Genomic DNA, 14,302 nt, shown 5'->3' with positions numbered 1-14,302 from the left:
CCGGCGCAATCACTCTTCGAAAAACTGGACCGGCAGCCCCGGCGTCGCAACGCGAATCGACAGCACATGCCCCGACGCGGGCCGCTTTTCGAGCTCCGCCGCCGGCCTGCCGCGTCGCGCCGTGGTCACGAACAGCGTGCGCAGGTCGTCCCCGCCGAAGCAGGGCATGGTCGGGCATTGGACGGGCGTGGGCAATGACAACACGCGCTCACCCGCGGGCGAGAAACGCAGCAACTGGCCGCCCTCGAACATGGCGACCCAGTAGTGCCCTTCGGCGTCGATCGTCGCTCCGTCAGGCCGGCCCTCGTAGCGCACGGGCGACTCCGGCGTCCAGCCATCGGGCTTGTCGGCGAACTGCTGGAACACGCGAGGATGCGTCATGGTGTTGGCGCGCGCGGCCCAATTCCACGCACGCACGCAGTGCGCCGCGGTATCGGCCCAATACAGCGTGGCGCCATCGGGCGAGAAGGCCAGCCCGTTCGCCGTGGTCGCTTCGTTGGCCATCTGCCTGAGCGTCGGCGCGCGGCCGGCGCGTGCGTCGAGGCAATAGAGCGCCGCGTTGGGCCGGTCCTTGGCCTCATTGAGCGTGCCGGCCCAAAAGCGACCCAGCGGATCGCATTTGCCGTCGTTGAAGCGCATCGTGCGCACGTCGTGGTCGGCACCGGCCATGGCTTGCAGCGTGCCGCCCCATTCGCGCGCGCGATAGACGCCGTCGCGCAGCGCAATCACCAGCCCGCCGCGCCGCGCCGGCGCCATGCAGCCGGGCTCGGTCGGCATGTCCCATCGCTCGACCTTCGGATCGGCGATGTCGCCGCGCGTGCGCAGAACGGCGCGGCCGGGGATGTCCAGCCAATAGAGCGATCGTTCCGCCGGATGCCAGAAGGGCGATTCGCCGAGCTGGCTCAAGCTCTCATTCAGTGTGGTCCACATCTAAAAAATTATGCTCGCCCCAAAAATTATGCTCGCCCCCAGGCTCGCGCACTTCGTGTCGCTCTCCACCCCCTGCCGGGGGCAACACCAGCGGCCCGGCGAAGCCGGTTCCGCGGTGTTTCTGGTGGGGGCCCCGCTTCGCTGGGCTTTTTTTTTGCGCAAAAAAAGGCCCGCGTTAGCGGGCCTAATATCCAGAGGAGACGCTTGGGTTAACGGTTGTAGGCGGTTTCGCCGTGGGCGGAGATGTCCAGGCCTTCGCGTTCTTCTTCTTCGGTGACGCGCAGGCCGATGGTGAGGTCGGCGATCTTGAAGGCGATGAAGGCGACGACGGCAGACCAGACGACGGTCAGCAGGACGGCTTTGAGCTGGATCCAAAATTGGGCGCCGATGCCGTTGGAGATGACGCTGGCGGTGACCCAGTCGCCGACGAGGCCAGGGCCGCCGAGCGCTTGGGTGTTGAACACGCCGGTGAGCAGTGCGCCGACGATGCCGCCGACACCGTGCACGCCGAAGACGTCGAGCGAGTCGTCCGCGCCGAGCAGTCTCTTGAGACCGTTGACGCCCCACAGGCAGGCGAAGCCGGCAATGAAGCCGATGATGATCGCGCCCATCAGGCCGACGTTGCCGGCGGCGGGGGTGATGGCCACGAGGCCGGCGACGGCGCCCGATGCGGCACCCAGCATGGAAGCCTTGCCACGCATCAGCGCTTCACCGATGCACCATGCCAGCACGGCGGCGGAGGTCGCGGAGAAGGTGTTCATGAAGGCGAGCACGGCGCTGGTGCCTGCCTCGAGCGCGGAGCCGGCGTTGAAGCCGAACCAGCCCACCCACAGCAGCGAAGCACCGACCATCGTCAGCGTCAGCGAATGCGGCGTGAACGATTCCTTGCCGTAGCCGATGCGCTTGCCGACCAGGAAGGCGCCGACGAGGCCGGCGACGGCCGCGTTGATGTGCACCACCGTGCCGCCCGCGAAGTCGAGTGCGCCCCACTGCCAGATCAAACCGGCCTTGGCGTTCATCGCGTCGACCACTTCCTTGCTCGAGTAAGCGTCAGGACCCATCCAGAACCAGACCATGTGCGCGATCGGCGCATAGCTGAAGGTGAACCAGATCGCCATGAAGAGCAGCACGGCCGAGAACTTGATGCGTTCGGCGAAGGCGCCGACGATCAGGCAGCAGGTGATGCCGGCGAAGGTTGCCTGGAAGGCGGCGAACAGCAGCTCGGGGATGTACACGCCCTTGCTGAAGGTCGCGCCGGGCGCGAACACGCCGGTCGACGCATCGAAGATGCCCCTCATGAAGAGCCGGTCGAATCCGCCGATGAATGAATTGCCTTCGGTGAATGCCAGGCTGTAGCCGTAGATCAGCCACAGCACCACGATCATCGAGAAGGTGACCATCACCTGCATCAGCACCGACAGCATGTTCTTGCTGCGGACGAGGCCGCCGTAGAACAGCGCCAGGCCGGGGATCGTCATCATGATCACCAGCAGCGTGGAGACGAGCATCCAGGCGGTGTCGCCCTTGTTGAAGGAAGGCGCGGGTGCAGCAGCGGGCGTTGCTGCAGCGGCGTCGGCCGGTGCTGCGGCAGCAGCGGCTGCGGCAGGTGCTGCTGCGGTGGCGGCAGCGGCCGGGGCGCTCGCCTCTGCAGCGGGCGCTGCCGGCGGCGTCTGCGCGAAGCCGGAGGTGCCGGCGGCAAGCACGCTCAGGCCGAGCGCGAGTGAAACAAGGAATTTCTTCATTTCGGTATGTCTTTCATGCCTTGTAGTTCAGAGCGCTTCGCGGCCCGTTTCGCCGGTGCGAATGCGGACGACTTGCTCCAGGTCGTACACAAAAACCTTGCCGTCGCCGATCTTGCCGGTGCGTGCGGCGGACTCGACCGCCTCGATCACTCGCTCGACGAGTTCGTCGGCCACGGCGGCCTCGATCTTGACCTTGGGCAGGAAGTCGACCACGTACTCAGCGCCGCGATACAGCTCCGTGTGGCCCTTCTGCCGACCGAAGCCCTTGACCTCGGTGACGGTGATCCCTTGCACGCCGATGGCCGAGAGCGCTTCGCGCACTTCATCGAGCTTGAAGGGTTTGATGATGGCTGTGACCAGCTTCATGATGTTTCTCCTGATGGATGGAAGCGGCGCGGCCATGGGTGCCGCGCCTGCGGCAGCTACAGCGTCTTGGTGAGCATGACGATGAATCGGGTGACGTTCGGCGAGAAGGTGGTCTGGCCGATCGGTCCGAAGGCAGTCCCGGTGGGGATCCCTGGACTGGCAACCAGGTTGAAGGCGCTCTGGTTGTTGCCCCCCTGCACCGAGCCGGCCAACGCCAAGCCGCTGCCGAAGTCGTAGGAAACGCCTACGTTGTAGTCAAGGTAGTCCTTGTAGCCCAGGCTCTTGATGTCGCTGGTGAAGAAGGTGTAGCCAACGGCCGTCTTGAAGGTCAGCTTCGGGAAGATCTCCTTCGAGTAGGAGAGATTCAGGTAGCTGGTGTTCTGGCCATCGAGCCCCGAGCCGCCCTGGCTGCCGGCGTAGTTGAAGTAGTCGCTCGATACGGTCCACGAATACTTGCCCGCGAAGGTGCCGATGCGCTCGTCGGTCCAGCTTGCGCCGCCGTAGATTTCAGTCGTGTTGCCCGCGGTGTTGCCGGGGTAGTAGTACTGGTAGACGCCCACGTCCCAGTCGATCGGGCCGCCCTTGAATTTGTAGCCGCCGTAGAAGTCCATCTCGATCGAGTTGCCCGGCAGCCAGTTCACGCTGGAGTTCCAGTTGCCGACGTAGAAGCCGCTTTCTCCAAAGGCGTAGTCCAGGCCGCCTTGAATGGCGGGCTTGAACCAGCTGGTCTTGGCGAAGCCGTTGTGCCCGATGGTGTCCTGATCCTGGCCGCGGAACTTGTAGTTCGTGGTCAGCGAAATATTGCCCGTGAGATTCGGGGCTGGAGCTGCCGCCGGCGCTGCACTTGCGTCGGTGGCTTGCGCGCTCGCAAGCATCGGCAAGACAGCGAGTGCGCCCAAAGCCAGGATTCGGACGGGTTTACGGTGCATCATCGAAAGACTCCTCGGAGTTGTTTTTGAAAGTGGTGATCAACCACCTCAAAGCAGGGAGCGTGCCAAGCGCAACAAGGCCTGCCTTACAAGGGCCGGCGCGGCATGTACGTCGTTTCATACAAGAAAGGGATGGGTGCACCATCCTGGGGATAGGGAGTGTCATGAGTCTTTGTTTGGTGCAAAGCCGCGCGCTGTTGGGCCTGGAAGCCGCCAGCGTCACGGTTGAGGTGCATCTGGCCAATGGTTTGCCCAGCTTCACGCTGGTCGGTCTGGTCGACGTCGAAGTGAGGGAAGCACGCGAACGCGTGCGGTCGGCCATCCAGAACGCCGGCCTCGAGTTCCCCAATAACAAGCGGATCACGGTCAACCTCGCGCCTGCGGATCTGCCGAAGGATTCCGGGCGCTTCGATCTGCCGATCGCCCTTGGCATCCTCGCGGCGAGCGGCCAGATCGAGGCCGCGCGACTGGTGGGGCATGAGTTCGCGGGCGAGCTCTCGCTTTCGGGGCAGTTGCGTCCCGTGCGTGGTGCGCTCGCCATGTCGCTGGCGCTGCATACGCGCGGCATCGCCACCCGGCTGGTGCTGCCGACCGACAGCGCACAGGAGGCCGCCCTGGTGCCCGGCGCGGAGGTCTATGGCGCGCGGCATCTGCTCGACGTGGTCCAGCAGTTTCTCCCGCCGGACAGCGTTCCGCCCGAAGCCAGGGATGACGGCTGGGCCCGCGTCCTGCCGGTGCCTGGCAGAACCGCTGTGGCTCATTCCGATCTGGCTGATGTGAAGGGACACGCCGGCGCCAAGCGCGCACTGGAAATCGCCGCCGCTGGCAATCACAGCCTCTTGATGGTGGGGCCGCCCGGTTCAGGCAAGTCGATGCTGGCGCAGCGTTTCGCCGGGTTGCTGCCTGCCATGAGCGTCGACGAAGCGCTCGAAAGCGCCGCCGTCGCCAGTCTGGGTGGCCGGTTCGCGGTCGACTGCTGGATGTGCCGGCCGACGTCCAGCCCGCATCACACGGCGAGCGCCGTCGCCATGGTGGGCGGCGGGTCGCCTCCACGGCCCGGCGAGATTTCGCTGGCGCATCACGGTGTCCTTTTTCTCGACGAATTTCCGGAATTCACGAGGCCCGCCTTGGAGGCGCTCCGCGAGCCCCTGGAGACCGGGACCATCACGATCGCACGCGCGGCGCGGCGCGCCGAGTTCCCCGCGAGGTTCCAGTTGATCGCGGCGATGAACCCCTGCCCCTGCGGCTATCTGGGATCGACGCTGAAAGCCTGCCGCTGTACGCCGGATCAGGTTTCGCGCTACCAGGGCAAGCTCAGCGGACCCTTGCTCGACCGCATCGATCTTCACATCGAAGTGCCTGCAGTGTCCGCGCAGCAACTGCTGGAGGCGCCTGCCGGCGAAGCGACCGGCGCCATTCGCGAGCGCGCGGTTCGCGCTCGCGAACTTGCAGTAAAGCGACAAGGAAAGACCAACCACGCGTTGCAGGGCGCAGAGATCGACCAGCACGCTTCGTTGGCAGCCGACGCGTTGAAGTTCATGCACACAGCGGCGGCCAAGCTGGGCTGGTCGGCGCGCAGCACACATCGCGCATTGAAGGTGGCCCGCACCATCGCAGACTTGGCGGAAGCCGATGAAGTCCAGGTGGCGCACGTCGCCGAAGCGGTGCAATACCGGCGCGCGTTGCGCACTGCGATTTGATCGGCGGGTGTGGTTGAATCCGCACCCTAAATCAAGAATTTCGCAGGGAGAGGTATGAAAAAAGTGCTGAGCATGGCGTGCGCGGCCGCGCTGGTTTGCGGCTGTGCGATTCGTCCCAACGAGGGGCCGGGATCGCGTTACGGGGCGGACTACGTACCCAACGTTCATCCCCCATCGACCGACATCGCGGCCTTCGACAAGGACGTCGCGCACTGCAGGCTAAGTGCGGTGAACGTGCCGTTCAAGATGGACCGGCACGACGATGCGCTGGCAGCCATCGACGTCGGCACGGTCGGCCTGGGCTGGGCCGCCGGCTGGGGCGTTCTTCCCGGCGGCGGCGCGCTGCTGGGACTGGCGGGCCTGCATTACGTCGCGTACATGCCCGAGCGCGTCGATTGGTGGTCGCGCCAGGAAACCATGCTGATGAACTGCATGGCCGAGAAGGGCTACGTCAACGCGGACCCGACCGTGAACGTCACCTGGGCACCTCGCCCACCGTCGACGCGAAAGCCGCCGCCCCGTGCGACGGGACGGGACACCTACAACGTCGAAGCCCTGGCCAAGGATCGAAACTGCGCAGCGGTTCCGTTTGCCTCGCTGCAGGAAAAGGGCCCCGGCTTCGAGCTTCACGCAGTGCCGTGCAGCGATGGAGAGGTGATGGTGGTGCGCTGCGAGTTCGGCAACTGCGCGAGCGAGAGCGATGCCATGCAGAACGCGACGAGCATTGAATAGTCGGTCAAAGAAGTCCGCGCCCCCCGAGGTTGCGCATCAGCGCGCCGATCCCGAAGTTCCAACGTGCGGCGTCTTCCGAATGCACGACACGGTTCTCCAGCGCGCCGAGTTCAGGGGCCGAAATCGTGACGCGGTCGCCCACCACGTGCGTGAATCCCTGGCCGGGGCCATGGCGGTCCTGCGTGGGCGCGAACATCGTGCCGAGAAAGAGCATCAGGCCGTCCGGATAGGCATGGTGCGGCCCGATCGCCTGTGACACGAGGTCCAGCGGATCGCGGCTGATCTTCGAGAGCGAACTCGATCCCTCGAGCGTGAAGCCTTCCGGCCCGAGCACTCGCAGGGCGACGGTGATGCGGCGCACATCTTCGATGCCGAAGTGTTCATCGAAGAGCCGGATGAAAGGCCCGATGGCGCAAGAAGCGTTGTTGTCCTTTGCCTTGCCAAGCAGCAGTGCGCTCCGGCCTTCGAAGTCGCGCAGGTTGACGTCGTTGCCGAGCGCCGCACCGAGCGTCTGTCCACGGCTGTTGACGGCCAGCACCACCTCGGGCTCGGGGTTGTTCCAGATCGATCCCGAATGAATGCCCACGTCGGCGCCGGTTCCGACTGCCGACATCACCGGCGCCTTGGTGAAGATCTCGGCATCAGGGCCGATTCCGACCTCCAGATACTGCGACCACGCGCCCTGTGCAATGAGCACGTCCTTGACCTTGGCTGCTTGCGGCGATCCGGGAACGATGCCGGCGAGGTTGTCTCCGAGCACGCCACCGAGCGCTGCGCGGATGGATTCCGCCTTCGACGCATCGCCGCGCGATTGCTCTTCGATCACGCGCTCCAGCAGGCTCGCGATGAAGGTGACGCCGCTGGCCTTGACTGCCTGCAGATCGCACGGTGCGAGCATCCAGGGATGCAGGGTGTCGCGTTGCGACTCGTCGCTGTTGGCCAAGGTCGGCTCCAGTGCAGCCACGCGCGGCAGGCGTTCGTCGCGCAGCCCCTGGCGCACGGCGCCTACAGGGTCATCGAGTTCGAGCAATTGGCTGGCAGTCGCGGCGATGCGCGAGAGGTCGTGCAGTCCGCCCTCGTGCAGGGCCACGAGCACCGGACCGACGTCGGGCAGCCAGATGCGGCCGATCAGCGTGGCGCGCTCGGCATCCTGAGGCAATGATTGATCTGGCGAAAGCGACGAGGTCATGCAGAAGTCTCCTTTATGATTTGCAGATCGTACGGGACTGTCAGCGCGCTTTGTCGGTACCGCTCGCGCGGACGCGGGCAATCGCCTGCGGCAGGTCCTTCCATGCCGGCTCTTGCGGCGCGAAACGCGCGCGCATGTAACTGGACAGTTCGGCGATTTGCGCATCGTCGAGCGCATCGCCGAACGCGGGCATGAAGCCGATGTCTCGTGATGCCGGCTCTCGCACGCCATCCAGAATCGTGCGCAGGAGATTGTCCGGCCGGGCGCTCGTGAGATTGCTGTTCAGCGCCAGGGGCGTGTTGACGCCGAGCAGCGTCGGTCCGTCGCCGTCGTGATGGCAGGCCGCGCAAGCGCCGTCGAACAAGCGTTGACCGCTGCCCAGCAGTCGGCCCTGTCGGGCGGCAGCGTCGGCCACCACGCGCTTCGCCTGCGCTGCGGTTGCTTCATTGGATGTGTCGGGGTTGAAGGACGCAAGGTACGTGGCCATCGCGCGGATGTCCGCGTCCGGCACTGCTGCGAGTTCGCGCACGACTTCCGCCATCGGACCGCCTGCAATGCCGTGGCTCTTTGCGTGACCATGGCGGAGGTAGCTGTAGAGCGCTTCGGCGTTCCATGGAACGGCGGATGTCGATACTGAAGTCAGCGCCGGCGCTTCCCAGCCGTCCACCATGGCGCCCGACAGAAACGCGGAGCCGCCCTGCTCCGCGCCCAGTGCGTTGCGCGGCGTGTGGCAGGCGCCGCAGTGGCCCAGCCCATTGACGAGGTAGGCGCCGCGATTCCAATCCGCGCTTTGCGAAGCAACGGGTTGCATCGGCGAGGGATCGTGGAACAGCGCATTCCACCCCGCCATGAGCGGCCGCGCGCCGAAGGGGAATTTGAGGTCCGCTTTCGGTGTTTCGGCGCTGACCGGCGTCAAAGACATGAAATACGCGTAGAGCGCCTGCAGATCGTCGTCGCTGGTCTTCGCGAAGGCCGTGTAGGGAAAGGCGGGATAAAGATGATGTCCGTCGCGCGAAATGCCTTCACGCATCGCACGCTGGAAGGCGCTGAACGACCAGCGGCCAAGCCCTGTCTCGGCATCGGGCGTGAGATTGGTGGTGTAGATCGTGCCGAAGGGCGTTTGCATCGGGCGCCCGCCGGCATTGGGCTTGCCGCCCGTTGCCGTGTGGCAAACCGCGCAGTCGCCGAGTGCTGCAAGCGTGCGGCCGCGCTCGATGGTCGATTCGCTGTAGGCCGGTGCACTGAAAGACACCGGCGCGATGGCGGAGCGCCAGCCCATGGAACCCGCGATGACCCCTATAGCGCCGACGACCAGCGCGGCGAGTCCGGCCCACAGACCTCTGCGACGAGGCCACGGCGCATCAGCGGGCGGCTCGCAAAGCGGCTCGACACGCCTCGGCTGCGGACCATCGCCCTCGCCCGCTGGCGTCGGCGCCGCGAGTGGATTCAACGCCGCAAGCACCACCTCCGGCGTGAACGGCGGGGACCGGAAGCGAACGCCCGTCGCATCGAAGATCGCGTTGGCAATCGCCGCCGTTCCCGGCACCGAAGACGATTCGCCCGCGCCGAGCGGCGGCTCTCCGGGGCGCTGCATATGCATCACCTCGATGACCGGGACCTCGCGGAAGTTGATGATCGGATAGCCGCCCCACTCGCGGCTCGCGACCACGCCTGAAGGCCGCACGCCCGGGAGCGTTGCTGCATCCGGCGCTCGCTGCGGCGCGAACTGCACCCGCTCCTTCAGCGCGCGGCTCGTCGTCTGGATCACGTTGCCATGAATCTGGTGTTCGACGCCCGCCGGGTTGACCATGAGGCCGGCGTCATGCCCCACCACGACACGGCGTACGTGCACCTCGCCGGTCTTTCGGTTGACCTCCACATCCGCAACCCAGGCGGACCATGCGGCCCCGAAGCCCGGCCACTTGCTGTGCACGTAGCGCGCATAGGCAAAGCCCTGCCCAAAAAGAATGTCGCCACCGGGTCCCAGCCCGCCATCGGCGTTCTCTTGCGGGCCGGTGCGCATGCGCCAGCCTGCCTTCTGTGCCGTCTCGCGCACGAGGTCCGCGGCGCGCGGATCGTGCAGATGGCGCAGGCGGAAGGCGACGGGGTCAAGGCCCGCGGCCGTCGCGAGTTCGTCGACGTAGGACTCGTGCGCAAACGAACTCGGCAACGCGGACACCCCGCGCAGCCATGAAGCCCGAAGGATGGGCGCCATGTCGTTGACCTTGACGCGCAGGTTTGCGTAGGCATAGGGCGGGCGGGCGGTGCGGTCGCCCATCTCGAAGGCTTGGGCGACAGGTTCAATGGTGCGCGTCAACAGCAGCGCCAGCGTCGGCGCACCGTTCGATGGATAGGAGGTTTCGAAATCGTAAGCCGCAACATTGCCGTCAGCGTCGAGCCCGCCGCGGATCTGCATCAACTGAGCGGCGCCCTTGGGCTCCCACGCATGCTCCTGTTCGCGCGTGAGTTGCACTCGCACGGGCGCGCTCACTGCGCGCGCGAGCAGGGCCGCGTCGGCCGCCACGTCGTCGGCGCAATTGCGTCCGTAGCAACCGGCCGCTTCCATCCGCACGACATCGACAGCTAGGTCGTCGAGGCCCATCAGCTTTGCAAGATCGGCGCGCAGAACGTGCGGGTTTTGCGAACCGGCCCACACGCGCAGCTTGTAGCCGTCATCGCCCTCGGGCTCCCACTGCGCGACTGCGCACGAGGGCCCGATCGACGCGTGCATCTGATAGGGCCACACGTAGGTGCGCGGCATCGGATTCGCGGCGCTCGCAAGTGCACGGTCCACGTCGCCTTCGTCGACCAGCACGCGCTGGGTCGAAGGGTTGTTGCGCAATGCCCCTTCCAGATCGCTGAGCGCGGGCAGGCCGGGCCATGCTTTCCAGGTCACGCGCAGTTCACGCAGGGCCTGCTCGGCATGCTCTTCGCGTTCCGCAACCACGCCGACGAAGTCGCGAATGACGACCACGCCGCGGATTCCGGGGATGTGGGCGATCGACGATTCATCGACCGATTCGAGCGTATTGCCGATGAAGTCACCATGGTCCGCCCCCGCATACGGAGGGCGCACGACACGGCCGTGCAGCATGCCCGGCACGCGCATGTCATGCACGAAGACGAGTTCGCCAGTGAGCTTGGCAGGGATATCGACGCGCGGAATGCGGCTGCCGACGATGCGGTAGTCGGCAGGGTCTTTCAAGCGCGATGCAGGATCAAGCTGCAGCACCGTGCGCGCGCCGGCGACCAGTTCGCCGAAGCCGAGACTGAAGGCCGGATCGTCTCCGGCGTGCACCCGGCCATCGCGCACCTTCAGCAGCGAAGGCTGTACGCCAAGCTGCTCCGATGCCTGCGCAACGAGCCAGGCGCGCGCCTGTGCCGACGCGCGGCGAAGCGGCTCGGCATGGATCTGGATCGATGCGCTCGCGATGGTCGCGCCCTGGTTGGGCGCCTTGGCGGTGTCGCCCAACACCATGCGCACCTGCGCCAGCGACACATCGAGCTCTTCCGCGACGATCTGCGACAGCGCGGTCTGGATGCCGGTGCCCAGGTCGACATGGCCGTTCAGCGCGGTCACGCTGCCGTCGTCCCATATCGCGACCAACACCTCCGGCCCCTCTGCCGGGTTGCCTGCGATGAGCGCCGGCTGTCCCTTTGCCGGGGGCGGTGCCGGCGGCGTGTCGCGCACGACGACGAGCACGCCGTCGGCATGGAGGAAATCGCTGCGCGTGCGGGGCTGGTCGGCGCGCCGAGTCACGAAGCCGCGTCCCTCGCCATCGACAGTGCCGCGCGCTGCACGGCCGCCACGATCTCCACGTGCGTGCCGCAACGGCAGAGATTGCCGGACAGCTCGCTGCGGATTCGAGCCTCGCTCGGGTTCGGCTCACGGGCGAGCAATGCTGCTGCCTGCATCACCATGCCGCTCAGGCAATAGCCGCATTGCGCCGCCTGTGCGTCTTCGAAGCCCTGCTGGACGGGGTGCCATCGATCACGCGAGCCGAGGCCTTCGAGCGTGGTGATGGCGCGGCCCGCCACGCCGTGCGCCGGAATCACGCACGAACGCGCGGCCACGCCGTCCACCCACACCGTGCAGGCACCGCATTGCCCGAGGCCGCAGCCGTACTTGGGCCCGTTCAGGCCCAGGTCGTTGCGCAATACGTGCAGGAGCGTCGCCTCGCGCGGCGCGGTGAGTTCGACGCTGCGTCCGTTGACCGTGAGGCGGGTCGGTGTCACACGCTTTCGATATCGGAAGACTGAATGCGCTTGACGCCCTTGGCGGTCATCTGCTTCCATGCCGCGGCGAGCGAGCCGTTGAGGTCGATGGCGCGCGTCGCATCCTCGATCACGTAGACATCGAAGCCTGCCTTGCGCGCATCCATCGCCGTCCAGGCCACGCAGAAGTCCGTCGCGAGCCCGGTGACGAACACTGTCTTCACGCCACGTGCCTTCAGGTAGCCGCCAAGCCCGGTCGCCGTCTTGTGATCGGCTTCCTCGAATGCGGAGTAGCTGTCCATGCCCTTGTGGAAGCCCTTGCGGATGATGATCTGCGCCGTCGGCAGCTTCAGGTCCTTGTTGAGCGCGGCATCGTCCGTCCCCTGCACGCAGTGGTCCGGCCAAAGCACTTGCGTGCCGTAGCTCAGCTTGGTCGTCTCGAACGGCTTCTTGCCCGCGTAGGTGCTCGCAAAGGAGGCATGGGCCGGCGTGTGCCAATCCTGCGTGACGACGATGTTGTCGAAGGATCCGGCGAGCTTATTGATGATCGGCACGACCTCGGCACCGCCCTTGACTGGCAAGGTTCCGCCGTCGATGAAGCAGTTCTGAACGTCCACGACGATCAGCGCCGCGTTGGATGCCGGCTTGATCTTCGAAGCCGCGAAGAGCGGCGCCGAGGCACCCAGCCCGCCGATCAGGCCGAAGGCGGCTGCGGACTTCAAGAGAGTTCTGCGTTGCGTGAAATGCATGGTCGTCATGGTCTTCACTCCTCGTGGTTGAAAAAATCGATGCTCAGACACTCAGATATGCGCGGCGTACTTCGTCGTTGGTGGCCAGGTCCGCCATCGTCGACTGATAGCGGATCTGCCCCTTCTCCAGCACATAGGCACGGTCGGACACCAGCTCCGCGAAGTGCATGTTCTGCTCCGACAAGAGAATGCTCACGCCCTGCCCTTTGAGCTCCAGGATCATGTTGGCCATCTGCTCGACGATCACCGGCGCAACACCCTCGGAAGGCTCGTCGAGCAGCACGAGGTAGGGATTGCCCATCAATGTGCGCGCCACCGTGAGCATCTGCTGCTCGCCACCGCTCATGCGCCCGCCGGGGCGATGGGGCATTTCGCCAAGGTTCGGAAACAGCTTGAAGAGCCGCTCGGGCGTCCACAGCGGCGCGTCGGTGCCATCGCTCCAGCGACGTGCGTCCTGCTTGCCGACCTCGAGGTTCTCCATCACGCTGAGATCGGTGAACACGCGACGGTCCTCCGGCACGAAACCCAGGCCCAGCCGCGCGGCCTGATGCGGCTCGCTCTTGGAGATGTCATGTCCGAGAAAGCGCACACCGCCCCGCCGTTTGCCGAGCATGCCGATGAGCGCCTTCAGCGTCGTCGACTTGCCCGCCCCGTTGCGCCCCATCAGCGCCACCACTTCGCCGCGCCGCACTTCGAGGTCGACGTCGTAGAGGATCTGCGCAGCGCCGTACCAGGCGCAAAGTGCCTTGGCTTCGAGCAATACCTCGTGCGAACTCATGCGCTTTCTCCCACCGCCGCGTTCACCGCCGCCGCCTTTTCCGCGATCTTCTCGAAAGTCTTGCCGCTGCCGAAATACACCTCCTGCACCTTCGGATGGTCACGGATCTCCAGCGGCTTGCCTTGCGCGATCAGCCGCCCGCGCGCGAGGACGATCATTCGATCGGCATACGCGAAGACGACGTCCATGCTGTGCTCGGTGAAGAGCACCGCCATGCCGCGATCGACGACCAGTTGCTTGGTCAGCGCCATCAGCGAGTTGCGTTCCTTGGGGGCCATGCCGGCGGTGGGCTCGTCCATGAGCAGGAGCTTGGGACGGTTGGCCATCGCGATCGCGAGTTCGACGCGTTTGACGTCGCCATAGGCGAGCACGCTGCAGGGGCGGTCGGCTTGCGCCTTCATGCCGACCTGGTCGAGCAATTCGATCGCTTCGTCGCGCTTGTGGTCGGCTGCGCGGCGCCACGTCGTGAAGAGTTTGTGGTCATTGGAGAGCAAGGCCATCTGCACGTTTTCGGCCACGGTGAGTGAGGCGAAGGTTTCGGCGATCTGGAAGGTGCGGCCTACGCCCATGCGCCAGATCTCTCTAGGCTTGCGGCCTACGAGTTCTTCGCCGTCGAGGAGGATGGAGCCGCGGTCTGCCTTGAGTTGGCCGTTGACCATGTTGAAGGTGGTGGACTTGCCTGCGCCGTTGGGGCCGATGAGGGCCAGGAGCTCGCCGGGGGGGAGGGTGAAGGTGATGCCGTCTACGGCTTTTACGCCGCCGAAGGACTTGCCTAGGTCTTGGACTTTTAGGAGGGTCATGGGGTGGCGTGCTTGGTTAGGCCGTTGGCCGGGACTCGCCCCGGCGGGCGACTTCCTTTTCTTTGCTTCGCCAAAGAAAAGGAAGCAAAAGAAAGGCGACCCTGCTGTGGGCGTCCCTTCGCTGCGCTACGGGCAACCTGCGGTGCTCGCTTTTCGTGGGGTCCGCGCAAAC

The 14,302-nt window shown here is 65.8% G+C and carries 12 protein-coding genes; 2 read left to right on the top strand and 10 right to left on the bottom strand.

The genetic code is table 11. The features are described from left to right. Nucleotides 1-9 precede the first annotated feature (9 nt). The 4 genes from AC1DEK_RS27630 to AC1DEK_RS27615 all read right to left on the bottom strand — a co-directional run bounded on the left by AC1DEK_RS27630 (nt 10) and on the right by AC1DEK_RS27615 (nt 3,967). A complete protein-coding gene (locus tag AC1DEK_RS27630; protein WP_478128513.1) occupies nt 10-930 on the bottom strand; it encodes an SMP-30/gluconolactonase/LRE family protein in 921 nt (306 codons plus the stop codon). Nucleotides 931-1,139: 209 nt separating this feature from the next. Next, on the bottom strand, nt 1,140-2,672 hold the full coding sequence (locus tag AC1DEK_RS27625) for an ammonium transporter (RefSeq protein WP_478128512.1): 1,533 nt from the start codon (nt 2,670-2,672) through the stop codon (nt 1,140-1,142). A 27-nt stretch (nt 2,673-2,699) separates the two neighbouring features. Next, the gene (gene glnK, locus AC1DEK_RS27620) at nt 2,700-3,038 is read right to left on the bottom strand and encodes a P-II family nitrogen regulator (protein WP_162565354.1); all 339 of its coding nucleotides are present in this window, start codon (nt 3,036-3,038) and stop codon (nt 2,700-2,702) included. Nucleotides 3,039-3,094: 56 nt separating this feature from the next. Next, nucleotides 3,095-3,967: a TorF family putative porin gene (locus AC1DEK_RS27615; protein ID WP_478128579.1), complete on the bottom strand. Its 873-nt coding sequence runs from the start codon at nt 3,965-3,967 to the stop codon at nt 3,095-3,097. A 164-nt stretch (nt 3,968-4,131) separates the two neighbouring features. Here AC1DEK_RS27615 and AC1DEK_RS27610 point away from each other — a divergent pair, with 164 nt between their 5' ends. Continuing rightward, nucleotides 4,132-5,667, top strand: coding sequence for a YifB family Mg chelatase-like AAA ATPase (locus tag AC1DEK_RS27610; RefSeq protein ID WP_478128511.1), 1,536 nt, complete (start codon nt 4,132-4,134; stop codon nt 5,665-5,667). Nucleotides 5,668-5,721: 54 nt separating this feature from the next. Then, a complete protein-coding gene (locus tag AC1DEK_RS27605) occupies nt 5,722-6,399 on the top strand; it encodes a hypothetical protein (RefSeq protein ID WP_478128510.1) in 678 nt (225 codons plus the stop codon). A 4-nt stretch (nt 6,400-6,403) separates the two neighbouring features. Here the strand turns inward: AC1DEK_RS27605 and AC1DEK_RS27600 are convergent, their stop codons facing one another. Genes AC1DEK_RS27600 through AC1DEK_RS27575 form a run of 6 tightly spaced genes read right to left on the bottom strand, consistent with a single transcriptional unit; the run spans nt 6,404 to nt 14,130 of the window. Next, nucleotides 6,404-7,588: a fumarylacetoacetate hydrolase family protein gene (locus AC1DEK_RS27600; RefSeq protein WP_478128509.1), complete on the bottom strand. Its 1,185-nt coding sequence runs from the start codon at nt 7,586-7,588 to the stop codon at nt 6,404-6,406. A gap of 40 nt (nt 7,589-7,628) precedes the next feature. Next, complete coding sequence (locus AC1DEK_RS27595; protein WP_478128508.1) at nt 7,629-11,348, bottom strand: molybdopterin cofactor-binding domain-containing protein; 3,720 nt, start codon at nt 11,346-11,348, stop codon at nt 7,629-7,631. Then, nucleotides 11,345-11,824, bottom strand: coding sequence for a (2Fe-2S)-binding protein (locus AC1DEK_RS27590; protein ID WP_478128507.1), 480 nt, complete (start codon nt 11,822-11,824; stop codon nt 11,345-11,347). The genes AC1DEK_RS27595 and AC1DEK_RS27590 overlap by 4 nt, the downstream gene beginning before the upstream one ends. After that, the gene (locus AC1DEK_RS27585) at nt 11,821-12,552 is read right to left on the bottom strand and encodes a nicotinamidase (protein WP_478128578.1); all 732 of its coding nucleotides are present in this window, start codon (nt 12,550-12,552) and stop codon (nt 11,821-11,823) included. The genes AC1DEK_RS27590 and AC1DEK_RS27585 overlap by 4 nt, the downstream gene beginning before the upstream one ends. A gap of 43 nt (nt 12,553-12,595) precedes the next feature. Next, complete coding sequence (locus tag AC1DEK_RS27580) at nt 12,596-13,330, bottom strand: ABC transporter ATP-binding protein (protein ID WP_478128506.1); 735 nt, start codon at nt 13,328-13,330, stop codon at nt 12,596-12,598. Then, a complete protein-coding gene (locus AC1DEK_RS27575) occupies nt 13,327-14,130 on the bottom strand; it encodes an ABC transporter ATP-binding protein (RefSeq protein WP_478128505.1) in 804 nt (267 codons plus the stop codon). The genes AC1DEK_RS27580 and AC1DEK_RS27575 overlap by 4 nt, the downstream gene beginning before the upstream one ends. Nucleotides 14,131-14,302 lie beyond the last annotated feature (172 nt).

It is taken from the genome of Variovorax sp. 10N420 (genome assembly GCF_056394705.1).
Note: the sequence above shows the minus strand (reverse complement) of the source record. Positions and strands in the feature narration are given on the sequence as shown.